The organism is Rhodanobacter sp. Root561, assembly GCF_001427365.1.
Classification (GTDB): domain Bacteria; phylum Pseudomonadota; class Gammaproteobacteria; order Xanthomonadales; family Rhodanobacteraceae; genus Rhodanobacter.
This window is the reverse complement of sequence record NZ_LMGH01000001.1, coordinates 823,657-848,783: the sequence shown is the minus strand read 5'-3', so window position 1 is coordinate 848,783 and position 25,127 is coordinate 823,657. Positions and strand designations below refer to the sequence as shown.

The 25,127-nt window shown below is 68.0% G+C and carries 24 protein-coding genes; 12 read left to right on the top strand and 12 right to left on the bottom strand.

Features of this window, described 5'->3' with window-relative positions; all coding sequences use genetic code 11:
- Positions 1 to 7: 7 nt before the first annotated feature.
- The 4 genes from recG to rpoZ form a co-directional block, all read right to left on the bottom strand.
- Positions 8 to 2,122 carry an ATP-dependent DNA helicase RecG gene (gene recG, locus ASD55_RS03635; protein ID WP_056764466.1) on the bottom strand — a complete coding sequence of 705 codons (2,115 nt, stop codon included), beginning with the start codon at positions 2,120 to 2,122 and terminating at the stop codon, positions 8 to 10.
- Between the two features lie 95 nt (positions 2,123 to 2,217).
- Complete coding sequence (locus ASD55_RS03630; RefSeq protein WP_056763784.1) at positions 2,218 to 2,601, bottom strand: RidA family protein; 384 nt, start codon at positions 2,599 to 2,601, stop codon at positions 2,218 to 2,220.
- 114 nt (positions 2,602 to 2,715) lie between these two features.
- Positions 2,716 to 4,881 carry a bifunctional (p)ppGpp synthetase/guanosine-3',5'-bis(diphosphate) 3'-pyrophosphohydrolase gene (locus tag ASD55_RS03625; RefSeq protein WP_056763782.1) on the bottom strand — a complete coding sequence of 722 codons (2,166 nt, stop codon included), beginning with the start codon at positions 4,879 to 4,881 and terminating at the stop codon, positions 2,716 to 2,718.
- 126 nt (positions 4,882 to 5,007) lie between these two features.
- The gene (gene rpoZ / locus ASD55_RS03620; protein ID WP_007509529.1) at positions 5,008 to 5,298 is read right to left on the bottom strand and encodes a DNA-directed RNA polymerase subunit omega; all 291 of its coding nucleotides are present in this window, start codon (positions 5,296 to 5,298) and stop codon (positions 5,008 to 5,010) included.
- Between the two features lie 195 nt (positions 5,299 to 5,493).
- Here rpoZ and ASD55_RS03615 point away from each other — a divergent pair, with 195 nt between their 5' ends.
- Positions 5,494 to 6,321, top strand: coding sequence for a VacJ family lipoprotein (locus ASD55_RS03615; RefSeq protein ID WP_056763780.1), 828 nt, complete (start codon positions 5,494 to 5,496; stop codon positions 6,319 to 6,321).
- A 97-nt stretch (positions 6,322 to 6,418) separates the two neighbouring features.
- On the opposite strand, the gene ASD55_RS03610 is transcribed toward ASD55_RS03615, so the two are convergent.
- The 7 genes from ASD55_RS03610 to ASD55_RS03580 form a co-directional block, all read right to left on the bottom strand.
- On the bottom strand, positions 6,419 to 6,733 hold the full coding sequence (locus ASD55_RS03610; protein ID WP_056763778.1) for an STAS domain-containing protein: 315 nt from the start codon (positions 6,731 to 6,733) through the stop codon (positions 6,419 to 6,421).
- Positions 6,730 to 7,407, bottom strand: coding sequence for an ABC transporter substrate-binding protein (locus ASD55_RS03605; RefSeq protein ID WP_056718470.1), 678 nt, complete (start codon positions 7,405 to 7,407; stop codon positions 6,730 to 6,732). Before ASD55_RS03605 ends, ASD55_RS03610 begins: the two co-directional genes overlap by 4 nt.
- Positions 7,408 to 7,457: 50 nt before the next feature.
- Positions 7,458 to 8,309 carry an outer membrane lipid asymmetry maintenance protein MlaD gene (gene mlaD / locus ASD55_RS03600; RefSeq protein ID WP_056718471.1) on the bottom strand — a complete coding sequence of 284 codons (852 nt, stop codon included), beginning with the start codon at positions 8,307 to 8,309 and terminating at the stop codon, positions 7,458 to 7,460.
- Positions 8,310 to 8,343: 34 nt separating this feature from the next.
- Positions 8,344 to 9,120, bottom strand: coding sequence for a lipid asymmetry maintenance ABC transporter permease subunit MlaE (gene mlaE / locus ASD55_RS03595; protein WP_056718472.1), 777 nt, complete (start codon positions 9,118 to 9,120; stop codon positions 8,344 to 8,346).
- A complete protein-coding gene (locus ASD55_RS03590; protein WP_056763775.1) occupies positions 9,117 to 9,953 on the bottom strand; it encodes an ATP-binding cassette domain-containing protein in 837 nt (278 codons plus the stop codon). Before ASD55_RS03590 ends, mlaE begins: the two co-directional genes overlap by 4 nt.
- A gap of 74 nt (positions 9,954 to 10,027) precedes the next feature.
- Positions 10,028 to 10,660, bottom strand: coding sequence for a guanylate kinase (gene gmk, locus ASD55_RS03585; RefSeq protein ID WP_056764464.1), 633 nt, complete (start codon positions 10,658 to 10,660; stop codon positions 10,028 to 10,030).
- Positions 10,661 to 10,780: 120 nt separating this feature from the next.
- Complete coding sequence (locus tag ASD55_RS03580) at positions 10,781 to 11,641, bottom strand: YicC/YloC family endoribonuclease (protein ID WP_056763773.1); 861 nt, start codon at positions 11,639 to 11,641, stop codon at positions 10,781 to 10,783.
- A gap of 91 nt (positions 11,642 to 11,732) precedes the next feature.
- Between ASD55_RS03580 and rph the strand changes: the two genes are divergently transcribed.
- The 5 genes from rph to ASD55_RS03555 all read left to right on the top strand — a co-directional run bounded on the left by rph (position 11,733) and on the right by ASD55_RS03555 (position 16,701).
- Positions 11,733 to 12,464: a ribonuclease PH gene (rph, locus tag ASD55_RS03575; protein ID WP_056763771.1), complete on the top strand. Its 732-nt coding sequence runs from the start codon at positions 11,733 to 11,735 to the stop codon at positions 12,462 to 12,464.
- A 52-nt stretch (positions 12,465 to 12,516) separates the two neighbouring features.
- Positions 12,517 to 13,119, top strand: a complete 603-nt coding sequence (gene rdgB / locus ASD55_RS03570; RefSeq protein WP_056763768.1) for an RdgB/HAM1 family non-canonical purine NTP pyrophosphatase — start codon at positions 12,517 to 12,519, stop codon at positions 13,117 to 13,119.
- Complete coding sequence (gene hemW, locus ASD55_RS03565; protein WP_056763766.1) at positions 13,116 to 14,282, top strand: radical SAM family heme chaperone HemW; 1,167 nt, start codon at positions 13,116 to 13,118, stop codon at positions 14,280 to 14,282. The genes rdgB and hemW overlap by 4 nt, the downstream gene beginning before the upstream one ends.
- Before the next feature lie 108 nt (positions 14,283 to 14,390).
- Complete coding sequence (locus tag ASD55_RS03560) at positions 14,391 to 14,966, top strand: FHA domain-containing protein (RefSeq protein WP_235577711.1); 576 nt, start codon at positions 14,391 to 14,393, stop codon at positions 14,964 to 14,966.
- A gap of 10 nt (positions 14,967 to 14,976) precedes the next feature.
- On the top strand, positions 14,977 to 16,701 hold the full coding sequence (locus ASD55_RS03555; protein ID WP_056718479.1) for a protein kinase: 1,725 nt from the start codon (positions 14,977 to 14,979) through the stop codon (positions 16,699 to 16,701).
- 48 nt (positions 16,702 to 16,749) lie between these two features.
- On the opposite strand, the gene ASD55_RS03550 is transcribed toward ASD55_RS03555, so the two are convergent.
- Entirely contained in the window at positions 16,750 to 17,595 is an 846-nt protein-coding gene (locus ASD55_RS03550) for a LysM domain-containing protein (protein WP_235577710.1), read from the bottom strand.
- 378 nt (positions 17,596 to 17,973) lie between these two features.
- Here ASD55_RS03550 and ASD55_RS03545 point away from each other — a divergent pair, with 378 nt between their 5' ends.
- The 6 genes from ASD55_RS03545 (at position 17,974) to cydB (ending at position 25,123) form a co-directional block, all read left to right on the top strand.
- Complete coding sequence (locus ASD55_RS03545; RefSeq protein ID WP_056763761.1) at positions 17,974 to 20,343, top strand: DUF1631 family protein; 2,370 nt, start codon at positions 17,974 to 17,976, stop codon at positions 20,341 to 20,343.
- A complete protein-coding gene (locus ASD55_RS03540; protein ID WP_056718482.1) occupies positions 20,340 to 20,687 on the top strand; it encodes a PilZ domain-containing protein in 348 nt (115 codons plus the stop codon). The genes ASD55_RS03545 and ASD55_RS03540 overlap by 4 nt, the downstream gene beginning before the upstream one ends.
- A 133-nt stretch (positions 20,688 to 20,820) precedes the next feature.
- A complete protein-coding gene (gene pepQ / locus ASD55_RS03535; RefSeq protein ID WP_056763759.1) occupies positions 20,821 to 22,137 on the top strand; it encodes a Xaa-Pro dipeptidase in 1,317 nt (438 codons plus the stop codon).
- Positions 22,138 to 22,219: 82 nt separating this feature from the next.
- Positions 22,220 to 22,450: a cytochrome oxidase putative small subunit CydP gene (gene cydP / locus ASD55_RS03530; RefSeq protein ID WP_056718484.1), complete on the top strand. Its 231-nt coding sequence runs from the start codon at positions 22,220 to 22,222 to the stop codon at positions 22,448 to 22,450.
- On the top strand, positions 22,447 to 24,000 hold the full coding sequence (locus tag ASD55_RS03525) for a cytochrome ubiquinol oxidase subunit I (protein ID WP_056763757.1): 1,554 nt from the start codon (positions 22,447 to 22,449) through the stop codon (positions 23,998 to 24,000). The genes cydP and ASD55_RS03525 overlap by 4 nt, the downstream gene beginning before the upstream one ends.
- Positions 23,993 to 25,123, top strand: a complete 1,131-nt coding sequence (gene cydB / locus ASD55_RS03520; RefSeq protein ID WP_056763755.1) for a cytochrome d ubiquinol oxidase subunit II — start codon at positions 23,993 to 23,995, stop codon at positions 25,121 to 25,123. Before ASD55_RS03525 ends, cydB begins: the two co-directional genes overlap by 8 nt.
- The last annotated feature ends 4 nt before the right edge of the window (positions 25,124 to 25,127 follow it).

Below are 25,127 nucleotides of genomic sequence, written 5' to 3'. Positions count from 1 at the left end.
TCACCCTTCACGCATGCGCGTAACGGGCGGCGCCGCCGACCCAGCGTTCGATCAACTGACCGGTCTGCTGCGGATGCTCCGCCAGCATCCGTTCGCCGACCTGCTGCACGGCCGGCAACAGCTGTGCGTCGCGAGTGAGATCGGCGATGCGGAAACTGAGCTGCCCCGTCTGGCGGGTACCCAGCACTTCGCCGGGCCCGCGCAGCTCCAGGTCCTTCTCGGCGATGCGGAACCCGTCGCTGGTTTCCCGCATCACCTGCAGGCGCTCGCGTGCCAGCTGGCCCAGCGGCGGCTGGTACAGCAGCACGCAATTGGAGGCCACCGCGCCGCGGCCGACCCGGCCGCGCAACTGGTGCAACTGGGCCAGGCCCAGCCGCTCGCTGTTCTCGATCACCATCAGGCTGGCGTTCGGCACGTCCACGCCGACCTCGATCACCGTGGTGGCCACCAGCACGGCCAGCTCGCCGGCCTTGAACGCATCCATCACCGCCTGCTTTTCCTTCGGCTTCATGCGACCGTGGATCAGGCCGACCTTGAAGCCGGCCAGCGCCGCGGAAAGTTCCGCGTGCGCCACTTCGGCCGCCTGCGCGCGCAGTTGCTCGGATTCCTCGATCAGGGTGCACACCCAATACACCTGACGCCCCTCGCCGCAAGCAGCGTGGATGCGCTCGATCACCTCGATCCGCCGCGCGTTGGAGATCGCGATGGTCTGCACCGGCGTGCGCCCGGGCGGCAGTTCGTCGATCGACGAGACGTCCAGGTCGGCATACGCACTCATCGCCAGCGTGCGCGGGATCGGCGTCGCGGTCAGCACCAGCTGGTGCGGCACCAGTTGCCCGTCCCTGCCCTTGTCGCGCAGGGCCAGTCGCTGCTGCACGCCGAAGCGGTGCTGTTCGTCGACGATCACCAGACCGAGCCGTTCAAACGCCACGCCCTCCTGCATCAGCGCATGGGTGCCGATCACCACCGCTGCACCGCCGGCAACCCGGGCCAGCGCCTGCTGGCGCGCCTTGCCGGTGACCTTGCCAGCCAGCCACTCGAGCTCGATGCCAAGCGGCTGCAGCCAGTGCCGGAAATTGTGCAGGTGCTGTTCGGCCAGCAGTTCGGTCGGCGCCATCAACGCCACCTGATGGCCGGCTTCGACCGCCGCCAGCGCGGCCAGCGCCGCCACCACGGTCTTGCCGCTGCCGACATCACCCTGCACCAGTCGCAGCATCGGATGGTTGCGTGCGAGGTCGCCAGCCACTTCGTCGGTGACCCGCTGCTGCGCTGCCGTCAGCCGGAACGACAGGCTAGCCAGCAACTGCCGGCGCAGCCCGCCGTCACCACCGAGCTTCGGCGCACGGCGGCGGCGCACCGCCTCGCGCATGCGGCGCAGGCTCAGGTGTTGGGTCAGCAACTCCTCGAACGCCAGTCGCTGCTGCGCCGGATGCCGACCCAGCACCAACTGGTCCAGGCGCGCGTCCGGCGGCGGGCGATGCACGTACAGCAGTGCGTCGCGCAGCGACGTAAGGCCATGTTCGGCGCACAGCGCCGACGGAATCAGCTCCAGCTGGGCCGCGGGCGGCAGCAGCGCCAGTGCCTTGCCGATCACCCCGGCCAGCCGCTTCGGCCCCAGCCCCTCGGTGGTCGGATAGACCGGGCTGAGCAGGTCGTCGACGGCCGCCACGGCCTCGCCGGTCAGGCGCTGGTAAGTCGGATGCACCATTTCCAGGCCCTGCGCGCCATGGCGAACCTCGCCATAGCAAAGCAACCGCGCGCCCGGCAGCAACTGCTCGGCCTGGGCGCGATTGAAATGGAAGAAGCGCAGCAGCAGGGTCTGCCGGCTGTCGTCGCCGATCGCCACTTTCAGCTGGGGTCGATAGCGAAAGCCCCGCTCGACCGCCTCGACCACGCCTTCGACCTGGGCCCGGTCGCCCGGACGCAGGTCGGCGATCGGGGTGACCCGGGTCTTGTCTTCGTAGCGCAAAGGCAGGTGGAACCATAGGTCCTGCACCCGCTCCAGGCCCAGCCGGGCCAGCGACGCGACCAGCGCCGGCCCCACTCCCGGCAGCTTGCCGACCGGCGTGAGGCCGGGATCGGTGTCGATGGGGACTGCGGGGCGGGCGGGACGTGTGGCCATGAACGACAAGCCTACCCGAGCATCCTCATCCATCGTAAGCCGGACGGCGACGCACGCTGTCGGCTCCGGCCTCGCGCTGGATCAGCCGATGTCGCTCAGGACAGCACCATCACCGCGTCCACCTCGACCTGGGCCGCCTTCGGCAGCGCGGATACCTCGATCGTGGAGCGCGCCGGATACGGCTGCTGGAAGTACTCGGCCATCACCGCGTTCACCGCGGCGAAGTTCGCCAGGTCGGTGACGTAGATGCCCACCCGCACGATCTGCGCCAGCGAGCCGCCGGCGGCCGCGGCCACCGCCGTGAGGTTGTCGAACACGCGCCGTGTCTGCGCGGTGACATCGCCATCGACCAGCGCGCCGGTGGCCGGGTCCAGCGGAATCTGGCCGGAGAAGTAAACGGTGTTGCCGGCTCGTACCGCCTGCGAATACGGACCGATCGCGGCCGGCGCCTGTTCGGTGGTGATGATGCTGCGGGACATGGGGTTTCCTCAGGGAATCGGGAATCGGGAATCGGGAAAGTTATCGCGTCGTCGTGGCCATGCAAACCCCGGAGCATCGAAACGGCGAACCATTCCCGATTCTCCATTCCCGGCTTACAGCGGATACCGATACGCCCCGCTGACCACCCCGGTGCGGCGCACGCGACGGATCACGTCGGCCAGGTGCTTGCGGCTTTTCACTTCCATCGCGAACAGCAGGGTGGCTGCCGCGGAGTCGCGTTCGACGTACTCCACGTTCTCGATGTTCGAGTCGGCGGCGGCGATCGCGGCGGCCACGGTGGCCAGCACGCCGGGGCGATTGATCACCTCGATGCGCAGCTCGGCCCGATAGTCGCCCTGCACGTCGCGGTCCCATTCGATCGCCACGCGGCGTTCGGGCGACTTGCTCAGCTCGAACACGTTCGGGCATTCCTCGCGATGCACCACGATGCCCTTGCCCGAGGACAGGTAGCCGATGATGTCGTCGCCAGGCAGCGGGTGGCAGCAGTTGGCGAAGCTGAGCACGCCGCGCTCGGCGCCGGTGATGCGGATCTTCTCGTGCGTGTGCACCGGCAGCTGCGGCTTGCCGGCCTTCCTGCCGCGCGAGGCGAGCAACTGGCCGGCCACCACGTCGGGCATGCGGTTGCCCAGCGCGATGTCGGACAGCAACTCTTCCAGCCGCTTGAGCTTGGAGGTCTCCAGGAAGCGGTCGAGCACCGCCGGCGGGACGCCGTCGAGGCTGCTGCCCAGGGCGTCCAGCGCGCGATCGAGCATGCGATGGCCGAAATCCACCGCGTCCTCGTGCTGCAGGTGCTTCAGGTACTGGCGGATGGCGGCACGCGCCTTGCCGGTCACCACCACTTCCAGCCATGCCGGGTTCGGCACCGCCGACGGCGCGGTGATGATCTCCACCAGTTGCCCGGATTCCAGTCGGGTGCGCAGCGGCAGCAGCCGCTTGTCGACCCGCGCGGCCACCGCGTGGTCGCCCACGTCGGTGTGCACGGCGTAGGCGAAATCCAGAGCGGTGGCATTGCGCGGCAGCGACAGGATGTCGCCCCGCGGCGTGAACAGGTAGACCTCGTCGGGGAACAGGTCGATCTTGACGTTCTCGATGAACTCCGACGACGACACCGTGTTGGCCGAACTGTCGACCAGCGAGGACAGCCATTCCCGCGCACGGGCCTGCGCGCTGTTGGCCGGGCCGCTTTCGGTCTTGTAGGCCCAGTGCGCCGCCACCCCACTCTCGGCCACCGAATCCATCTCGGCGGTGCGGATCTGCACCTCGATGGGCGCGCCGAACGGCCCCAGCAGCACGGTGTGCAGCGACTGGTAGCCATTCGCCTTGGGAATCGCGATGAAGTCCTTGAAGCGCTTGTCGACCGGCTTGTACAGCGCGTGCACCATGCCGAGCGCCATGTAGCAGCTCATCGCGCTGTCGACCACCACGCGGAAACCGTAGACGTCCATCAGCTGGGCGAAGCTCTTGTGCTCGCCACGCATCTTCGAATAGATGCTCCACGGCGACTTGATCCGCCCCACCACCAGGGCCGGCAGGTGGTCGGCCTGCAGGCGCGCGGTCAGCGCCGCCTCGATCTTGCCCATCGCCTCACGTCGGTTGCCGAGCGCCGCGCGGATGCGCTCGCTGATCACGCGATAGCGATCCGGATACAGGGCGTGAAAGCCCAGGTCCTGCAACTCGGCCTTGAACTTGTTCATGCCCAGGCGCTGCGCGATCGGCGCGAAGATCTCCAGCGTTTCGCGGGCGATGCGCCGGCGCGAGGAACCGTCCTTGGCGCCCAGCGTGCGCATGTTGTGCAGCCGGTCGGACAGCTTGATCAGGATCACCCGGATGTCGCGCGCCATCGCCAGCAGCATCTTGCGGAAGCTTTCCGCATCGGCCTCCTGGCGGGTGCCGAAGCGCATCTTGTCCAGCTTGGTGACGCCGTCGACCAGTTCGGCCACGACCTCGCCGAACTCGGCGGCGATGTCCTCGCGGCTGAGCTCGGTGTCTTCCAGGGTGTCGTGCAAGATCGCCGCGATGATCGTCTCGGCATCCAGCCCCAGTTCGGCCAGGATGCCCGCCACCGCCACCGGATGGGTGATGTACGGCTCGCCGCTCTTGCGCTCCTGCCCGGCGTGCGCCTGCGCGCCGATCTGGAACGCGCGCATGACCCGCGTCACCTGCGCTTCGGGCAGGTAGTTGATGCGTTCCTTCAGGGCCAGCGCATACGGTGGCAGCGCGGACAGGTCGACCGTGGCGGGATGGGTGGCCGCAGTCATCGTTGCCGGCGCCTGTTCAGGCGCCTACCTCGGGCCGGATGGCGCGTGCGGCTGCCGGACGTGCGCGCTGGATGACACCGGCCATGCCGATGTCGCGCGAGCACGTGCTACAGCAACCGCCATCCATCAGTCGTCGCCACCCTTGGAGAGATCGTCGTCCACTTCGGCCGCCGCCCATTCCAGCGCCTCACGCTCGGCGCGCTCGCGCTCGGCCTTGTCGATCTGGTCGATCGTGGCCTGATCGATGCGGCGCGCGGCGATCTCGCGCAGGGCCAGCACGGTGGGCTTGTCGTGATCCGGATTGACGGCCGGTTCGGCGCCCTTTTCCAGCTGGCGCGCGCGCTTGGTCGCCATCAATACCAGTTCAAAACGGTTGTCGACCACCTCAAGGCAGTCCTCCACGGTAATACGGGCCATGCGAATTCCTTAGGGAATAGAGACTTATATGGTCTGACAGTGTAGTTGAGCGGATGCTTTGCTGGCAATGCGCACGGCGCGTATCATGGCCGGCTGGCCACGGATGGACGCGCTGGGCAAAAACCTGCCGAAAACCGTGCAAGATACAAAACCAGACAGTACACTTAACTGTCCCCCGACGCGAACCCTGCACTGATGCCTTCTTCGCTTCGCTCTTCCCTGCTTGGCCGCTGGTTGCCCGTGCTGGCGATCGCGTTGCTGGCTGGCTGCACGATTGCCAAGCCGCGCACCGACGATCCGCTGGAGAAGTTCAACCGCGGCGCCTACAAGTTCAACGACGCCGTGGACAAGGCGGTGATCCGTCCCGTCGCGCTGGGTTACCGCAAGGTGACCAACCCGCCGGTGCGCCGCTCGTTCAGCGACTTCTTCACCAACATCCGGATGCCGATCACGGTCGCCAACGACCTGTTGCAGGCGCGGCCGAAGCAGGCGCTGCAGAGCACGGGCCGGTTCCTGGTCAACCTGACCCTGGGCATCGGCGGCTTCTTCGATCCGGCCAGCCAGCTGGGCCTGCCGCTGGAAGACAACGATTTCGGCGTCACCCTGGCACGCTGGGGCGCCCCGGAAGGCGACTACCTGATGCTGCCCCTGCTCGGTCCCAGCACCGTGCGCGACATCTGGCAGCGCCCGGTGGACAGCTATTTCTTCGACCCGCTGACCCTGTTCGCCAACAACCATCACTACAACGGCCTGCAGTACATGCCGCAGATGATGTACCTGGTGACGATCCGCTCGCGCGCGATCGACGCGGAGGGCTTCCTGCAGTCCGCCTATGACCCGTACGTGTTCATCCGCGACGCCTACCGGCAGCAGCGCCTGTACAAGATCTACGACGGCAACCCGCCGGTGGAGATCATCCAGCAGATGCAGGGCCTGGACGAGCAGAACTTCGATCCCGAGGAATTGCTCGACCAGCAGCATCAGTGGGAAAACAGCCATCCGGGCCAATCGGGCCAGCGCTGACCGAGCCGGCATCGCCGAGCGATCCCGGAGGGAGCGACCGGATGACCACAAAAAAAAGGGGCCGCGAGGCCCCTTTTTATTTTGCTGCTCCGTCGGGTCAGCCCATCATCCGGTCGACTTCGCAGACCTGGGCCAGCGCCCGCATCCCCGCAGGCATGTGGGTGACCTCCAGCGATCGGCCACGGCCACGGACGTCGGCCACCACGGCAAGCACGCAGGCCAGCCCGGCGCTGTCGCTGCGGGTCACCCCGGCCAGGTCGAGCCGGCTGATGCGAACGTCGGCCACCAGTGCGGACTGCATCGCCTGCAGGGCATCCTTCGCCGTGTCAAAACCGAGCTCGCCGGCCACCGCCAGGGTCGCCGGCGAGGCCACGCCCAGGCGGAAGCCGGAAGCAGCGACGGCCTTCGTCACGGCTTGTCCTTGTTGTCCTTGGCCATCGTCTCCAGCGCCTTCTCGCCCTGGGTCTCGAGGTTGGTGATCAGCTGCTCGATGCCGACCTTGCGGATTTCCGCATCCACCTGGTTGCGGTAGTTGGTGACATAGGAAATGCCCTCGATGATCACGTCGTAGGCCTTCCAGTCGCCATTGCGGCCCTTGCGGAACGCGTAGTCGATCGACACCAGCTTGCCGTCGTCCAGCACCACCTGGGTACGCACCACGGTGCGCTTGTCGTTGAGGTCGCCCTTGAACGGCAGCACCTTGACCCGGCCGCGGGTGTAGTTGAGCAGGCCTTCGGCGTAGCGGTGGGTGATCGAGTTGTAGAACGCCTTGGCGAAACGCTCGCGCTGGGCGGGCGTCGCTTCGCGGGCGTGCTGGCCCAGCACCAGGATCGAGGCGTAGTCCAGGTCGAAATGCGGCAGGAACACCTCATCGATGACGCTGATGAGCTTCTCCTGGTTCTTCTTCAGCTCGTCGCGATGCCCCTCGATCGCCGAGGCCAGCTGGTCGGCGATCGTCTGCACGACCTGGGCCGGCGTCGGCTGCGTGGCATCGGCGGCAGCGGGTGCGGGCGTCTGGGCAAACGCGGGGGCGGCGACGACGGTGCCGAAGGCGATCGCGGTGGCAAGAGCCAGTCTGCGCAACATGGGTAACTCCTCAAGCGGTACCGGCTCGTCGAGCCGACAGGGATGGCGGGCTATTTGCTGCCGTTGCCGGCGTCTTTCTTGTCACTGGACGAACCGTTCACCAGGAACTTGCCGATCAGGTCCTCCAGCTGCATCGCGGACTGGGTCAGGATCATCTCGTCACCGTCCTTGAGCGCATCGGGTGAACCGCCCGGCTGGATCGCAACATACTGGGTGCCGATCAAACCGCTGGTGAACACCGCGGCGGCCGAATCGTCGGGGATCGCGTCGTAGCGCTTGTCGATCGACAACACCACTTCGGCGTTGAGCTTGACCGGATCGGCGTGCACCGACTGCACGCTGCCGATCACCACGCCGGCCATCTTCACCGGCGCGCCGGCCGAGAGCGTGCCGACGTTGGTGAAGCTCGCCTTCACCGCATAGCTGCCGCCCACGTTGTCGACCACGCCGCCGGCGCCGAAGAACTTGCCCAGCATCTCTTCCAGCGGCTGGGTGGACTTGGTCCGAGCCAGCGTGCCGCCGCCGGCCACCGCCTGCTTCGCGCTGCCGTACTCGATGCCCACGTACTGGTCGCCGAGCAGGCCGCTGGTGAAGATGGTGGCCACCGAATCCTGCGGAATGTGGTTGTAGTTCCTGTCGATCGACAGCGTCACGTCGGCCACGTCGTGATCGGGCTTCAGCGTGATCGACTGCACCTGGCCCACCCGCACCCCGGCGATCTTCACCGGCGCGCGCTCCTTCAGCTGGCCGATGTTGGTGAACTGTGCCTGGATGGTGTAGCTGTCGCCCTGGTGGACGTTCGCCACCGAACTGGTCTGGGTCGCCAGGTAGGCCAGCGCGGCGAAGCCGAGCACGATGAACAGGCCGGTGCCGACGGCATACGAACTTCTGGGTTGGCTCACGGCAGAATCCTCGGAAAACGATGGGTCATGGCAGTTACATCAGGAAAGCGGTGAGCACGAAATCGAGCGCCAGGATGGCGATCGACGAGGCGACCACGGTGCGCGTGGTGGCATATGCCACGCCTTCGCTGGTGGGCGCGGTGGTGAAGCCCTGGAACACCGCGATCAGCGACACCACCGCGCCGAAGGCCAGGCTCTTGGACAGCACGCCGTTGACGATGTCGGTGCGCACGTCGACCACTGCGGTCATGTTCGACCAGAACGTGCCGTTGTCGATGCCCAGCCAGGTGACGCCGACCAGGTGGCCGCCGAACACCGCCATCGCGCAGAACACGCAGCACAGCAGCGGCATCGCGATCAGCCCGGCCAGGAAGCGCGGCGTGGCGACGTAGGCGATCGGGTCGACCGCCATCATCTCCATCGCCGAGATCTGGTCGGTGGCGCGCATCAGGCCGATCTCGGCGGTGATCGCGGTACCGGCGCGGCCGGCAAACAGCAGCGCGGTGACCACCGGACCCAGCTCGCGGTACACCGACAACGCCACCACCATGCCGCTGGCCGAGGTGCCGCCGAAGATCGACAGCACGTGGTACAGCTGCAGCATCAGCACCATGCCCACGAACAGGCCGCAGACCATGATGATGGTCAGGCTCATCGCGCCGACGAACCACAGCTGGCGGATCGTCTCGCGCACGTGGCGGAAGCTGCGCGGAACCGCCGCCAGCAGGGTCAGCAGGAACAGTCCGCTCGCCCCGATCTGCGCCAGCGAGCGGAGCACGACATTGTTGGCTTGTGGCCCGCGCGCGGTCATTTCGCCACTCCCGCCAGACCCAGCGCCTGCGCGTAATCGCCAGCCGGATACTGGAACGGCACCGGGCCGTCCGCCTCGCCGCCGAAGAACTGGCGCGTCCACGCCGAGCCGTCATCGGCGATCGTCTTCGGATCGCCCTGCGCCACCACCTTGCCGTTGGCGATCAGGTACACGTGGTCGGCCACCCGCTTGACCGCCTCCAGCTCGTGCGCCACCAGCACGCTGGTGATGCCCAGCGTCTCGTTCAACGTGCGGATCAGTTTCAGCACCTGGTTCAGCGCCACCGGATCCAGCCCCACGAACGGCTCGTCATACAGGATCAGCATCGGATCGAACACGATCGCCCGCGCCAGCGCCACGCGCCGCGCCATGCCGCCGGACAGCTCGTCCGGGCTCAGCCGCGCCGCGCCGCGCAGGCCGACGGCCTGCAGCTTCAGCAGCACCAGGTTGCGGATCAGCTCCTCCGGCAGCTTCGTGTGCTGGCGCAGCGGGAACGCCACGTTCTCGAACACGTCGAAGTCGGTCAGCAGCGCCGAATTCTGGAACAGGTAGCCGATCCCCTCGCGCAGCTTGTACAGCTGCTCGCGCGACAGCTGGGCCAGGTTCGCGCCGTTGACGTGGATCGTGCCCGCGTCGGCGCGCATCTGCCCGGTGATGTGCTTGAGCAGGGTGGTCTTGCCGGTGCCGCTGGGGCCCATGATCGCGGTGATCCTGCCGCGGGGGATGTCCATGTCCAGCGCATCGAAAATGGTCTTGCCGTTGAGCACCGTGGTCAGGCCACGGATCCGCACCAGGGTGGCGTCGTCGGGTGTGGCGCGAACGGGGTCGGTCATGGGCGGCAAACGACGTGGAGAAAGCGGACAAGGTAGCCGATGCGCGGTTCGAAGACCATGCGACGGCCGGCGTTTCAGCCGCCGGGGGCGAGCAGTTCGGCGATCAGGGCTTCGTGGCGCTGCCACTGCAGCGCGCTGCGCAGGCGCACCGCCCGCACGATCGCCTGCAGGTCGGCCAGCGCATCGTCGAACACGTCGTTGACCAGGACGTAGTCGAATTCATGGGCGTGGGCGATCTCGCCGCGCGAGTTGCGCAGGCGGCGCTCGATCACCTCCGGCGCATCCGAACCGCGGCCGCGCAGACGCCGTTCCAGCTCGGCCCGCGACGGCGGCAGAATGAACACGCTGACGCAATCGGGCTTGCTGCGGCGGATCTGTTCGGCGCCCTGCCAGTCGATCTCCAGCAGCACGTCGCGACCCTGCGCCAGCAGTTCCTGCACCGTGGTGCGCGAGGTGCCGTAGAGGTTGCCATGCACCTCGGCGTGTTCCAGGAAAATGCCTTCGGCGATCTCGCGCTCGAACTCCGCGCGTTCGACGAAGTAGTAATGCCGTCCGTACATTTCACCGGGACGCGGCGGCCGCGTGGTGTGCGACACCGACAGCGAGATCGCGCGCTCGCGCTCGAGCAGCGCGTTCACCAGGGTGGACTTGCCCGCGCCGGAGGGCGCGGCGACCACGAACAGCGTGCCCGCCGCCTCAATATTCATGACGATGCGCAGCACGTTCGCACCCTCTCCCCTCCGGGGAGAGGGTTGTGACCGAAGGGAATCCCTTGCGGAGGGTGAGGGGCCACGGCCTGCGCGGAATCGAGATCAGCAAGCCCATGTTCATTCGATGTTCTGCACCTGTTCGCGCATCTGCTCGATCAGCACCTTCAGCTCGACCGCCGCGTTGGTGCTGCGCGCGTCGACCGACTTGGAACCCAGCGTGTTCGCCTCGCGGTTGAATTCCTGCATCAGGAAGTCCAGCCGGCGGCCGACCGGTTCCTTCAGCCCCAGCACGCGGCGCGTCTCGGCGATGTGCGTGCTGAGCCGGTCCAGTTCCTCGTCGACGTCGGTGCGGGTGATCTGCAGCACCAGTTCCTGCTCCAGCCGGCCCGGCTCGACCGGCTGCTTCAGGTCGGCCAGCCGCGTTTCCAGGCGGGTGCGCAACGCGGCGCGGATCTCCGGCATCCAGCCGCGCACGTCGGCCACCACGCGCTCGATGCCGTCCAGCTTCTCGTGCAGGATCTCGCCCAGCTTGGCGCCCTCGCGCTCGCGGGTGGCGGTGAGCGCGTCCAGCGCGCGGTCGAGCACGTCGAACAGTGCGGCCTGCTGCGCCTCGGGATCGGTTTCGGCCTGCTGCATCACGCCGGGGAAGCGCAGCAGTTCGGTGAACTGCACCTGCAGGCCGGGGAACAGCGCGGCCATGTCCAGGTTCAGCTCCGACAGGCGCGCCAGCAGCGCACTGTTCACCTGCAGCGATTCGCTGCGCCCGTCGCCGGTGCGCCGCACGGTCAGGTCCAGCTTGCCGCGCGACAGCTTGCTCGCGACCCGCTCGCGCAACTGCGATTCGAACGCGCGCAGGTCGTCCGGCAGGCGCGGACTCAGCTCCAGGTAGCGGTGGTTGACCGTGCGCAGCTCGCAGCCGAGCGTACCGGCGGGGCCGGTGGTTTCGGCGCTGGCATAGGCCGTCATGCTGCGGATCATCGGCGCCTTCCGGGCGTGGGGAAAGGACGCAATGGTAAACTCTCCGATCCTGCTTGCCCAATCCGGCCAGGCTGACCCCAGGATCTGCCCCATGAATTCCGTCTCCCGCCCCAGCGGCCGCGCCAGCGACCAGCTGCGCGCCGTCAGCATCGAACGCCACTACACCCGCCACGCCGAAGGCTCGGTGCTGGTGAGCTTTGGTGACACCCGCGTGCTGTGCACCGCCAGCATCGAGGATCGCGCGCCGGCCTGGCTGCGCGGCAAGGGCGAGGGCTGGATCACCGCCGAATACGGCATGCTGCCGCGCGCCACCAACACCCGCATGCAGCGCGAAGCCGCGCGCGGCGGCCAGGGCGGCCGCACCATGGAGATCCAGCGACTGATCGGCCGCAGCCTGCGCGCCTGCATCAATCGCCAGGCACTGGGCGAACGGGTGATCACGCTGGACTGCGACGTGCTGCAGGCCGACGGCGGCACCCGCACCGCTGCGATCACCGGCGCCTACGTGGCCCTGGTCGACGCGGTGAACCTGCTGATGAAGCGCGAGAACCTCAAGCGCAACCCGGTGATCGGCGCGATCGCCGCCGTCTCGGTGGGCATCTACAAGGGCCAGCCCGTGCTCGACCTCGACTACGCCGAGGACTCGGACTGCGACACCGACATGAACGTGGTGATGAACGACGGCGGCGGCTTCATCGAAGTGCAGGGCACCGCCGAAGGCCATGCGTTCCGCCGCGACGAAATGGACGCGATGCTGGCCCTGGCCGAGAAGGGCATCGGCGAACTGGTTGCCGCGCAACGTGCGGCGCTTTTATCCCATTGAAGCCGTCGCGCGCAGCGCGACAATCAACCGGACTCAAGGAAACCACATCACCATGCAACGCATCGTGCTGGCCAGCAGCAACCCCGGCAAGCTGAAGGAATTCAGTGCGCTGCTGGCCGACAGCGGCCTCGACGTGGTCCCGCAGACCAGCCTGGGCATCAGCGACGCCGACGAGACCGGACTGACCTTCGTCGAGAACGCCCTGCTCAAGGCACGCCACGCCGCCCAGGCCAGCGGCCTGCCTGCGCTGGCCGACGATTCCGGCCTGTGCGTCGATCACCTGCACGGCGCACCCGGGCTGTACTCGGCGCGCTACAGCGGCGGCCACGGCGATGCCGCGGCGAACAATGCGAAGCTGCTGCGCGAACTCGACGGCGTGCCGACCGAACAGCGCGGCGCGTTCTTCATCTGCGTGCTGGTGCTGCTGCAGCACGCCGACGACCCCGCCCCGCTGATCGCCGAAGCACGCTGGCACGGCCGCATCCTCACCGAGGGGCGCGGCACGGGCGGCTTCGGCTACAACCCGGTGTTCCTGCCCGAGGGCTACCAGCAAAGCGTGGCCGAAATGGGCGACGCGCTGAAGAACCGGCTCAGCCATCGCGGCCAGGCCCTGGTGAAGCTGCACGAGCGGCTGCGCGAACGCCACCACGCATGAGCCTGATCGCGCCACCGCTGTCGCTGTACGTGCACATGCCGTGGTGCGTGAAGAAGTGTCCGTACTGCGACTTCAACTCACACGGCCTGCGCAGCGAGCCGCCGCCGTACGCCGGCTACATCGACCATCTGCTGGCCGACCTCGACGCGGACCGCGCAGACTTCGCCATGGCGCTGGAAGGTCGCCCCGTCATCAGCGTGTTCTTCGGCGGCGGCACGCCCAGCCTGTTTTCGCCGGAACTGATCGAGCGCCTGCTCGACGGCGTGCGCGAGCGCCTGCCGCTGGCCGATGACGCCGAGATCACCCTGGAAACCAATCCCGGCACGGTCGAGCATGGCCGTTTCGACGGTTACCTGGCCGCCGGGGTCAACCGCATCTCGTTCGGCGTGCAGAGCTTCGACGACGACAAGCTGCGCCGGCTCGGCCGCATCCACTCGGCGAACGAGGCCGAGGCCGCGGTGAAGTCGGCGCAGGACGCCGGCTACGACAACATCAACCTCGACCTGATGTACGCGCTGCCGCAGCAGGACCTCGATGGCGCCCTCGCCGACGTGGAACGCGCCGTCGCGCTGCAGCCCACCCACCTCTCGCACTACCAGCTCACCCTGGAGCCGAACACCGTGTTCGCCGCGAACCCGCCGCCGCTACCGGACGACGACGATGCGTGGGCGATGCAGGAAGCCTGCGAGGCGCGCCTGGCCGCCGCCGGCTACGGCCAGTACGAAATCTCCGCCTACGCCAGGCCCGGTCGGCGCTGCGTGCACAACCTCAACTACTGGCAGTTCGGCGACTACCTCGGCATCGGCGCCGGCGCCCACGGCAAGCTCAGCGACGCCGCCAGCGGCGACATCCAACGCCGCTGGAAGACCCGCGGCCCGCGCGCCTACATGGACGCCGCCGCCGGCCCTGCACGCATCGGTGGCGACAACCGGGTGGAGGCCAGCGAGCTGCCGTTCGAATACATGCTCAACGCGCTGCGACTGATCGACGGCGTGCCGATGGCGGCCTTCGCCGAGCGCACCGGCCTGCCGGCCGAACGCATCGCTGGCGGCCTGGCCGCCGCCCGCCAGCGCGGCTGGCTGCGCGACGATCCGGATCGCCTGCACGCCACCGCACTCGGCCAGCGCTTCCTCAACGATGTCATTGCCAGCTTTCTCGATTGAGGCGATCGCCTGGCGGCATGGGTTCGGCAAGCCGTCGACACCACCCTCACGCGGTTGCTGAATGATGGGGTGAACCTGCGCCGACACGCCTCGCCGGGAGGTGTTCGCATGGTCGGACGGTTGGTTATAGTGACGACGAAATCGGTCCCCAGGATCTTCATGAACGGCCACAATCAAACGCCAGCGGACCCGGCCGACAAACACTCCGCGGGACCGCAGGGAACGCGGTTCTTTGCGACCGAGATGCTGCGCCAGTACACCAGCGAGGCCGAGGCGACCCTGGATGGCTTGGCCAGCGTGCACCAGCCGGTGCTCGAGGGAATCAGCCCCGGGCTGGCGGGCCGGCGCTTCACCCTGAACGAGGGCAGGCAGACCATCGGCCGGGGCAACGACAACCACATCGTCGTCGACGACCCGAGCGTGTCCGCCTCGCATGCCTGGATCACCAACAAGCAGGGCCGCCACATCATCATGAACACGCTGTCCACCAATGGCACGTTCGTGAACGACAAGCGCATCCACATGACGATGCTGAAGCACAGCGACCACATCCGGCTGGGTCACGCGGAGTTCGTGTTCCTGACCCGCGAACACGATGTACGCCGCGCCGCAAACGGGCGCCGGATCGCGGCCGGGGCGCTGGTGCTCATCGCCGTGGTCGCGCTGGCCTGGTGGCTGATCTGAACCCGCTGCCGTGACCGCGCGCGAGATCCCGCCGAAGGTCGGTCGCTACCGCATCGACGGCGTCCTCGGCGAGGGCGCGATGGCCGTCGTCTACGCCGGCTTCGACCCGGACATCCAGCGTGCGGTGGCGATCAAGTGCCTGCACCGGGAGATTGCCGCCGACCCCGTGTATCGCGACCGCTTCCTGGTCGAGGCGCGAGCCGCCGGCCACCTCACCCATCCCCACATCGTCACCATCTTCGACGTGGGAGAGACCGACGACGGCAGTCCGTACATCGCGATGGAGCGGCTCTCCGGCGAGACGCTGGCCAGCCGCGTCAGTCGCGAGGGCTTTCCTTCACTGCCGGCGATCATGGAGCTGGCCGGACAGATCGCCGCCGCACTCGACTACGCCCACGCCCAGGGGGTCGTGCACCACGACATCAAGCCCGAGAACATCATGCTGGCCGAGGGCTGGCAACACGCCAAGGTCAACGATTTCGGCATCGCCGAACGACGCGGCGGGCAAGACAGGCCCGGCGCCACGCGCACCCAGATCGCCGGCACGCCGGCCTACATGGCGCCGGAGCACCTGCGCGGCGAACCGACCGACGCACGCAGCGACCTGTTCTCGCTGGGTGTGGTGTTGTACTGGCTGCTCACCGGCAAGCTGCCATGGCCGGAGACCGGCGACATCCGGCAGCTGATCCATGCGCGCCAGCGCCTGCCCAACCCGTCGATCCAGCCACGCGATCCGTCCGCGCCGTCGATCCTGGTCGGCATCGTGCACACCTTGCTGGCGCCCGCGGCAACGGAGCGCTATCAGCGGGGAAGCGAAGTCGTCGCCGACCTGCGGCTGGCCCGACGCGAGTACGAGCGCCTGCACGAACGGCCACTGACCAGCCACATCACCTCGCTACGCCTGCGCTGGGTCGGCGTCCTCGGCGCCACGCTCAGCCTCACCCTGCTGCTGGGACTGGCGGCGATCCACGCCAAGCAGAACGCCGCCGTCACCGGCCTGGCGCTGGATTTCGGCAGCTCGCTGGGGCGCATGGTCGCCAACGAATCGGCGGAGAACCTGCTGCTCGGCGATCGCGCCGCCACCCGCGCACTGGTCGAGAGCATCGCCCGCAACCAGCAGATCCACTATCTGGCCATCGCCGATCGTTATGGCGAAATCATCGCCAGCACGCAGGCGGATGAGGTCGGCACCCGGCTGCCGGCGCTGACCGGGAAGAAGCCGCTGTCGCGATCGGACGATATCGACAGCTATCGGGGCAGCGATACCGGCGCCCCCGGCCGCGACGAGATGCTGCTGTTCGACGTGCCGATCCATTACCAGACGGCCACGGTGGGCGAACTGCATCTGGGCATCAGCGACGCGCCGCTGCGGGCAGCCCGCAAGACCACCCTGTGGGTCATCATCGCCGTGCTGGTGGTGACGCTGGTCGCGGTGATCGGCGCCACGTACTGGCTGTCCCGGCAATTGCTGACCCTGCTGGACCTGCTCGGCAACGCGATGCTGCGGGTGGCGCGGGGCGACTTCCGTTACCGCATCCGGCTGGTTCGCCGCGACGAACTGGGCCGGCTGTTCGCCGCATTCAACCTGATGAACGGTGCGCTGCAGGGCCGGCGGCGACATCCCGGAGAAACGGCTGCCGCCACCGTGGAAGACGTCACCCGACCCACCCTGATCCTGCCGGTGGCGGACGGCCAGGCAGTAGACGGCGACGACGACACATACCACCCATCCTGATCGACGACGCGATCCGGAGGCATCCCGCCCACTGCCCGTGCCCGACGATCAGAACTGCTTGAGCCGCTGCTTCAACTCGAGCGCGCGGGCGCGGTAGATGGTGGCCGGCTCATAGCCCGGATCGATGGCCAGCACGTGGTCCCACAACGCGATGGCCGGGTCCAACTGCTGGTTGCGATACAGCACGATGGCCCGCTGGTGGCATCCGGCCAGCAGATCCTTGCGCAGGGACGCTGCCGCGGCCCCGCCCGGCGGCAGCCGCGGATCGATGGTCAGCGCTTCGTCGAGGCGTGCCAGCGCCTGCTGCCGTTGCCCCTGGCCGAGCAGGGCCACGCTTTCCTTCTGCAACCGTCGCGCCTTCTGCGCCGATGATTCCGCGACTGCCGCCACGGGGCGTCGCGCATCCGCCTGCGCCGGTGCCGACGGCTCGCCCGTGTCGCCACGGCCGGCTTCGCCGGTGCCAGCCACCACCGGCTCCACATCCGCCGGGATACCGGCCCCGGACATCGGCAACTGCACCGTCTGGCCCACCTGCAATCGCGAGGGGTTGGTCGAACCGTTGTAGCGCGCCAGGATCAGGAACCGGCTGGCATCACCGAGATGGCGAGCCGCCAGCAAGCTGTAGGACTCACCCTCCTGCACCACATGGGCCTGCGACGAACGGCCGAGCAACTGTTGCGGATCGCCGGTGAGCTGGCGCAGCATGGCCTGCGCCGCACGATCGCCCGGATGCCTCGCCAGATGCTGGCGCAGCGCCTGTTCGCCTTCCGCGTAATGACCATGCTGCAGCTCGTCGACGATCGTCGCAAACGACGCATCGGTGCCCACCGTGCGGGCAACACCCGTCGCGCGCGGAGCCGAAGGGCTGACCACCACGGAACGGGTCGGTCGCACGCAACCGGATACCGCCAGTACCAGCAGAAGCGTCGCGCACGGCGTCGTCCATTGCCGTGGCTGGCGGCGCCAGGATCTTGTCGATGTTGTTTGCAATGCCTGTTTTCCCTGCCCTGTCCGGCCACCGTGCCACACACCGCGGCGCAGCGATCGCCCGCCAATTCGCCAACCTGCCCGAACTGAGGATCAACGCAACGTCGTCGCGAACCTTTCCGGCCGCCCAATATAGCCCCGCCCCGGCGGCTTGGGGCGACCGCCGCGTCCCCGCTTTCGCCACGCACCCGTCGATCATCCTCCCCCGGATTCCAGCCTCCGCATGGCATAGCCGCGGGAACCAGCATAAACTGGCCGCTCCGGGGGGAATTCACAGGCACTTGCATGGATGTCGGACACGATCGACGTCACTCGTTTGCGTCGCATCAGGGCGGTAGGACTAGCGGCGCGCGCTGGCCTGCGCGTGCGCAGCGCCTGTTCGAAACCAGTTACACGCTATGCGTGGAAGGATTGCAGGAACCCCTGCGGCGCTGCCTGGGCGAATTCGAGAAACAGCTGTTTGCGCTGGCCGAGCGCGCCCACAATGCCGGCGTCCAGCAGGATTGCTTCGCCAGTCGGCAACGCGTGCTGCAGGATCGCGCCGCGTTTGCCCAGCGCTTCATGGAGCAGCTCGGCGCCGCGCTCGATCGGGTAGACGATCGCAACCCCGACTCTGCCGAGTCGGCCGGCAACGAGAAGTCGTGGCAGGTGCTCGAACTGGTCGACCCGGGCGAGCAGGAAGTGGCCATGACGCTCGAACAGCTGGGTGCCCGCGGCGAGGTCCGCCACAGCAACGCCCTGTACGAGCTGGGTTACCGGCTGGCCGTGCTGATTGGCGCACCGCCGCTGGAAGGTCCCGCGCTGCCCCTTGGTCCTCACGCCATGGCCAGGGCCTGCCACGCCGCCAGCGGCGAGTTCGAGCTGCCGCTCAAGCACCAGCTGCTGTTGCTGCAGCACTTCGATCAATGGGTGATCCAGCCGCTGGGCCCGCTGTACGAGAACATCAACGCCCAGCTCAAGGCCGACGGCATCCTGCCGCAGCTGCGCAGCATCCCGATCCCGCGGAACATCGGCAAGCGATCCCGCACCACCGGCGCAGGCGGCGACGCCGCCGGCGAGGCCGCGACGACACCGGCAAGCCCCGGCGCAAGCGCCACGCCCGCCCATGCATCGGGCGGCGCACCGGGAGCGCCGATCGAGGTACTGGAATCCTTGCGCGATCTGCTGGCGCAGCAACGCGCCGTCCAGGACGGTCTCAGCGGCGGCTCCGGCGGGCGCGCGGCCAGCGAGGACGAACTGCAGTCGGCACTGGGCGCCTTGCAGCAGCACCTGGCCCAGGTCACCGACCAGGCCAGCCGCGAACTGCGCACCGCCGCCCGCCTGCGCGAGGAACTGGTGGCCCAGCTCAACTTCGGCAAGCCCGCCGGCGCGCCACGCACCCAGCTCAGCGACGAACAGGGCGACACGGTGGAGCTGGTCGCGCGCCTGTTCGAACAGCTCGGCCATCAGCTGCAGCAGGGCGGCAACGCCAGCCACCTGCTGACCGACCTGCAGTTGCCGGTGCTGCGCATGGCCGTGGCCGACCACGGCTTCTTCGAGAAACGCGAGCACCCGGCACGCCGGCTGCTGGACACCGTCACCGCCGCCGCCAACGACTGGCTGGACGGCAGCGACGACGAAAGCAACCGGCCGCTGGCGAGCAAGCTGGAGCAACTGGTCAGCCGCGCCAACCAGGAGCCGCCCAGCGCCGGCCTGTACACCACCTTGCTGGCCGACATCGAACATCATCTGGCCCTGCTCACGCGCAAGGCGCAGGCCGCCGAGCGGCGCCACGTGGAAGCGGCCCAGGGTCGCGAGCGACTCGACCAGGCGCGTCGCCGCGCCGGCGAGCTGATGGCCGAGCGGTTCGCGCAATCGCCACCGCGCGGCCTGCTGCGCGCCCTGCTCGACCGCGCCTGGTCGGACGTGCTGGCGCTGACCCTGCTGCGCCACGGCGAACAGAGCGAGGCGTTCCGCGAGCAACTGAAGATCACCGACCAGCTGCTCGGCCGCCTGCCGGTCGACGACCGCCTGCACCTCCAGACGGAAGTGGAATCGGGCCTGCAGCAGATCGGCATGCACGCCGAAGAGGCGGTGCAGGTGGCCCAGCGGCTGCTGGGCGCCGGCACGCCGGACCCCTCCACCGAACTGCCCAGCGCCACCGACCTGGCGCTGCGCCTGAAGCAGCACCAGCGGCTGGGCGAGCAACAGTCCAGCCACGAAACGATGGCAGGCCCGGCCGCCGCTGCCCCGCCGCCCCCGCGCAAAAGCACGACCGCGCCAGCGGCCCGCAGCGAACCGGCGCCGCCGCATGCGCCGGCCGCCGTGGCGACGCCGCAGCAGGACGACGCGGTCGATCCGCGGGTGCGGCGGATCGAACAGCATCTGAAGGAATTGCCGTTCGGCAGCTGGTTCGAATTCATCGACCCAGCCAGCGGGCAGATCTCCCGACGCAAGCTGGCGTGGTACTCGCCGATGTCCGGCCGCTGCCTGCTGGTCAGCCGGCGCGGCCAGCGCGGCGAGGAAATGAGCCTGACCCAGCTTGCCCATGAAGTCGCCAGCGGCCGCGTCTGCGAAGTGCCGGCCCAGCCGGACAGCCTGCTCGACCGCGCATGGCGCAGCCTCACCGGCAGCCTGCAGCCACGACGCCCGCCGTCCGGGAGCGTCCGCCCATGAGCACCGGCAACCAGCGCCGCGCCGAACGCAAGCGCGCCTCCGTCAATGCGATCGTCACCGACGTGATCAGCGGCCTGCCGATCGGCCACCTCGGCAATCTTTCCAGCACCGGCATGCTGCTGATCAGCGCCCAGGCGCCGCGCAGCGAGGCCTTGTACCAGGTCAGCATGACCCTGCCCGGCTCGGGCCGGATGCTGACCCAGTCGCAACCGATCGAGGTCGGCATCCAGGAACAGTGGCACGAAGCGGCCGCCAGTTCCGGGCAGATCTGGGCCGGTTATCGCATCGTGGCGATCAGCGACGCAGACGCCGCACGCCTCGAGAGCTGGCTGGCGCAGGCCTGACCCTGACTGGAAGTTGCGGCGCGGCGGCGTCATCATGACGCCTGCCCCGCCCATCCCCGGTCCACCGCGAAACGCTCGCTCCCGCCGCATCCTCGCGGCGGCAGCGCCACGATTCGTCGTCGCAGGAGTCTCCATGTCCGACCTGTTCGCCCCGCTGTATCCGCAGCACCTCGCCACCGTGCGCGAACGCGCCGACCGCGCGCTTGCGCTGGGCGGCTACGACCACCTGCTGGTCGCCGCCGGCACGCCGCCGGGCAAGTTCCTCGACGACCAGGACTACCCGTTCGTGGTCAATCCGCACTTCAAGCACTGGCTGCCGCTGACCGACGCGCCGGGCAGCTGGGTCGCGTACACGCCGGGCAGCAAGCCGAAGCTGGTCTTCGTGCAGCCGCGCGACTACTGGCACGTGGTGCCTGCGGCGCCGCACGGCTACTGGGTGGAGCACTTCGACATCGTGATCGTGCGCAGCGCCGCCGAAGCGATCGCGCAATTGCCCGCCGGCAGGCGCGCGGTGATCGCCGCCGCCTGCCCCGTCACCGATGGCGTGGAGGCGAACAACCCGCCGGCCGTGCTCGATTACCTGCACTGGCACCGCAGCTACAAGACGCCGTACGAACTGGCCCTGATGCGCGAAGCCAGTCGCATCGGCACGCGCGCCCATCGCGCCGCCGAAGCAGCGTTCCGCGCCGGCGAAAGCGAGTTCGGCATCCACATGGCCTATCTCGGCGCCGCGAAACAGATCGATGCCGAGTTGCCCTACGCCAGCATCGTGGCCCTGAACGAACACGGCGCGGTGCTGCACTACACGCACTTCGACCGCAAGCCGCCGGCGGCGTCGCGCTCGTTCCTGATCGACGCCGGCGCCAGCGCGATGGGTTACGCCAGCGACATCACCCGCACCTACGCATCGCCGCAGGCCGCCGAATTCCAGGCGCTGATCGACAGCGTCGACGCCGCGCAGCGTGGCTTCGCGGCGAAAGTGCGCGCCGGACAGAGCTACCCCGAGCTGCACATCCACGCCCACCACGTGCTGGCCGGCGTGCTGCGCGAGCACGGCTTCCTGCGCATGAGCGCGGAAAGCGCGGTCGAATCCGGCGTGACCGGCGCGTTCTTTCCGCACGGCCTGGGCCATCCGATCGGCCTGCAGGTGCACGACGTGGCCGGCTTCCAGCAAGACGAACGCGGCGGCAGCATCGCCCGTCCGGACAGCCATCCGTACCTGCGCATGACCCGCGTGCTGGAGCCGGGCATGGTGGTGACGATCGAACCCGGCCTGTATTTCATCGACATGCTGCTGGCCGAACTGCGCGACAAGCCGGTCGCAGCCGACATCGACTGGGCGAAGGTCGACCACTTCCGCCAGTACGGCGGCATCCGCATCGAGGACGACGTGGCGTGCACCGACGACGCGCCGGAAAACCTCACCCGGGACGCGTTCGGCATGCTGTAAGCCGCTGCTGCGACATTCGTCCACATGGCCGAGACATCCCCGCGGCGTATGCTGACGGGCAGGCAAGGCCCGGATTCGTCGCATGTCCAGCTCCCCGGTTTCCAGCACTTCCGCCGAGACCTTCGGCACGTCGCCGCGGCCATTGCGGCGATTGAGCCTTGAACTGTTCGCGATCATCGCGCTGAAGATCGCGGCGCTGACGCTGATCTGGTGGGTGGTGTTTGCACCGCAGCCGAAGCCCGACACCAGCGCGGAGGCGATCGCTCAGCGGCTCGCCCCCGCGTCCCACGCCGCCGCGGAAACCCGTCCATGATCATCGACGCCGATGTCGTCACGCTGTCGCGCCTGCAGTTCGCGCTGACGGCGATGTACCACTTCCTGTTCGTGCCGCTGACCCTGGGCCTGGTGTGGATGCTGGCCATCATGGAGAGCGTCTACGTGATGACCGGGCGCGAGGTGTGGAGGCAGATGGTGCGCTTCTGGGGCGTGCTGTTCGGCATCAATTTCGCGATGGGCGTGGCCACCGGAGTGACCATGGAATTCCAGTTCGGCATGAACTGGGCGTATTACTCGCATTACGTGGGCGACATCTTCGGCGCGCCTCTGGCGATCGAGGGACTGATGGCGTTCTTCCTGGAGGCCACCCTGATCGGCGTGTTCTTCATGGGCTGGGATCGCATCTCGCGGATCAAGCACCTGCTGGTGACCTGGTTCCTCGCGCTGGGCACCAGCCTGTCGGCGTTGTGGATCCTGGTCGCCAATGCCTGGATGCAGCACCCGGTCGGCTCGGCGTTCAACCCGACCACGATGCGGATGGAAGTGACCTCGTTCTCCGAGGTGTTCTTCAACCCGGTGGCGCAGGAGAAATTCGTGCACACGGTGAGCGCCGGCTACGTGCTGGGCGCGATGTTCGTGCTGTCGATCAGCGCGTGGTACCTGCTGCGCGGACGCAACGTGGACTTCGCCAAACGCTCGATGACGGTGGCGGCAAGCTTCGGCCTGGCCGCAGCGCTGTCGGTGGTCGTGCTGGGCGACGCCTCGGGTTACACGGTGTCGCTGAACCAGAAAATGAAGATGGCCGCGATCGAGGCGATGTGGCACACCGAACCGGCGCCGGCCTCGTTCACCGTGTTTGGCCTTCCGGACGTGCAACGACGCAGCACGGACTATGCCGTGAAGATTCCCTGGGTCATGGGCCTGATCGGTACCCGTTCGATCGACGAGACGATGCCCGGCATCGCCGAACTGGTGGAGACCGCCAAGGGTCGGATCGGCACCGGCATCCAGGCCTACGACGCGATGCTGGTGCTGCGCCAGGACCGGGACAACGCAAAAGCCAGGGCCACGCTGGCCGCGCACGACAAGGATCTGGGCTATGCCTTGCTGCTGAAGAAGTACGTGGACGACCCGCGCCAGGCCACGCCGGCGGACATCCAGAAGGCCGCCGACAGCACCATCCCCAACGTGCCGGTGCTGTTCTGGGCGTTCCGCATCATGGTCGGTTGCGGCTTCTATTTCATCGCGCTGTTCGCCTTCTCGTTCTGGAAGGCCAGCACGCGCCAGCTCGATACGCAGCGCTGGTATCTGCACCTGGCCTTGTGGAGTCTGCCGCTGCCATGGATCGCGATCGAGCTGGGCTGGATCGTCGCCGAGTACGGACGCCAGCCGTGGGCCATCGAGGGCGTGTTGCCCACCGCGCTGGGCGTGTCGTCGGTGAGCGCGGGCCAGGTAATGACGTCGCTGGGCGGCTTCGTGCTGTTCTATACCGCGCTGGCGGTGATCGACGTGTTCCTGATGCTGAAGTTCGTGCGCAAGGGGCCGGATGGTTTGCGCATCTGGCCACAGGGAGATCGCCATGTTTGATTACGCCACGCTGCGCGTGCTCTGGTGGGCGATCCTGGGCACGCTGCTGATCGGCTTCGCGATCATGGACGGCTTCGATTTCGGTGTGGCCGGCCTGCTGAAAATACTCGGCCGCAACAACGAGGAACGGCTGGTGCTGCTGGAAGGCATCGAGCCGACCTGGGAAGGCAACCAGGTGTGGTTCATCCTGGCCGGCGGCGCCACCTTCGCGGCATGGCCGATGCTGTACGCGGTGTCGTTCTCGGGCATGTACTTCGCCATCGCGCTGGTGCTACTGGCACTGATCCTGCGCCCGGTCGGCTTCAATTTCCGCGGCAAGATCCACGACCCGCGCTGGGCATCATCGTGGGACTGGGTGCTCAGCGCTTCCGGCGTGGTGGTGATGCTGGTGGCCGGCGTGGCGTTCGGCAATCTGTTCCTGGGCCTGCCGTTCCGTTTCGACGGCGATCTGCGGATGAGCTGGCAGGGCGGCTTCTTCGACCTGCTGCATCCGTTCGCGCTGCTGTGCGGCCTGGTCTCGCTGGCGATGCTGCTGGCGCATGGCAGCTGTTTCGCCGCGATGAAGGCTGACCACGCGATCGCGGCGCGGGCGGTGACGGTCGGACGCTGGACCACCCTGCTGTTCGCCGTGCTGTACGTGCTGGCCGGGGTGTGGCTGGCCTGGGGCGTTCCCGGTTTTGCCATCGCCGGACCGGTGGTGACCGACGGCCCGGCCAACCCATTGTTCAAGCAGGTCGCAGTGGGCGGCAGCTGGTTTGCGGGCTACATGCAGTATCCGTGGTTCTGGGTGGCGCCGTTGCTGGCGCTGGCCTCGGCCGTGGGCGTGCAGGCGCTGATCGGCCGGCGCGGCGTGGCCGGCTTCATCGCCAGCAGCCTGATGGTGGGCAGCACGATCGCCTCGGCCGGCTTCGCGCTGTTTCCGTTCCTGCTGCCCTCCAGCCTGGACCCGCGCTCCGGCCTGACCGTATGGGATGCCTCGTCCAGTCGCGGCACCCTGCAACTGATGCTGCTGGTCACCGCGGTGCTGTTGCCGATCGTCATCCTCTATACCGGCTGGGTCTATCGGGTGATGCGCGGACGGGTGACGCTGGAGCAGGTGCGCAAGGCGCACGGCGGTTATTGAGAGG

Bases quoted from the DNA above. Each gene is read 5' to 3' on its own strand.
- mlaE (WP_056718472.1), bottom strand. From the start codon at position 9,120: ATGACCGCGCGCGGGCCACAAGCCAACAATGTCGTGCTCCGCTCGCTG.
- rpoZ (WP_007509529.1), bottom strand. From the start codon at position 5,298: ATGGCCCGTATTACCGTGGAGGACTGCCTTGAGGTGGTCGACAACCGT.
- ASD55_RS03590 (WP_056763775.1), bottom strand. From the start codon at position 9,953: ATGACCGACCCCGTTCGCGCCACACCCGACGACGCCACCCTGGTGCGG.
- ASD55_RS03525 (WP_056763757.1), top strand. From the start codon at position 22,447: ATGATCATCGACGCCGATGTCGTCACGCTGTCGCGCCTGCAGTTCGCG.
- hemW (WP_056763766.1), top strand. From the start codon at position 13,116: ATGAGCCTGATCGCGCCACCGCTGTCGCTGTACGTGCACATGCCGTGG.
- cydP (WP_056718484.1), top strand. From the start codon at position 22,220: ATGTCCAGCTCCCCGGTTTCCAGCACTTCCGCCGAGACCTTCGGCACG.
- cydB (WP_056763755.1), top strand. From the start codon at position 23,993: ATGTTTGATTACGCCACGCTGCGCGTGCTCTGGTGGGCGATCCTGGGC.
- ASD55_RS03545 (WP_056763761.1), top strand. From the start codon at position 17,974: ATGGATGTCGGACACGATCGACGTCACTCGTTTGCGTCGCATCAGGGC.
- ASD55_RS03605 (WP_056718470.1), bottom strand. From the start codon at position 7,407: ATGTTGCGCAGACTGGCTCTTGCCACCGCGATCGCCTTCGGCACCGTC.
- ASD55_RS03580 (WP_056763773.1), bottom strand. From the start codon at position 11,641: ATGATCCGCAGCATGACGGCCTATGCCAGCGCCGAAACCACCGGCCCC.
- gmk (WP_056764464.1), bottom strand. From the start codon at position 10,660: ATGAATATTGAGGCGGCGGGCACGCTGTTCGTGGTCGCCGCGCCCTCC.
- ASD55_RS03630 (WP_056763784.1), bottom strand. From the start codon at position 2,601: ATGTCCCGCAGCATCATCACCACCGAACAGGCGCCGGCCGCGATCGGT.
- ASD55_RS03615 (WP_056763780.1), top strand. From the start codon at position 5,494: ATGCCTTCTTCGCTTCGCTCTTCCCTGCTTGGCCGCTGGTTGCCCGTG.
- pepQ (WP_056763759.1), top strand. From the start codon at position 20,821: ATGTCCGACCTGTTCGCCCCGCTGTATCCGCAGCACCTCGCCACCGTG.
- recG (WP_056764466.1), bottom strand. From the start codon at position 2,122: ATGGCCACACGTCCCGCCCGCCCCGCAGTCCCCATCGACACCGATCCC.
- rph (WP_056763771.1), top strand. From the start codon at position 11,733: ATGAATTCCGTCTCCCGCCCCAGCGGCCGCGCCAGCGACCAGCTGCGC.
- ASD55_RS03560 (WP_235577711.1), top strand. From the start codon at position 14,391: ATGGTCGGACGGTTGGTTATAGTGACGACGAAATCGGTCCCCAGGATC.
- ASD55_RS03625 (WP_056763782.1), bottom strand. From the start codon at position 4,881: ATGACTGCGGCCACCCATCCCGCCACGGTCGACCTGTCCGCGCTGCCA.
- rdgB (WP_056763768.1), top strand. From the start codon at position 12,517: ATGCAACGCATCGTGCTGGCCAGCAGCAACCCCGGCAAGCTGAAGGAA.
- ASD55_RS03540 (WP_056718482.1), top strand. From the start codon at position 20,340: ATGAGCACCGGCAACCAGCGCCGCGCCGAACGCAAGCGCGCCTCCGTC.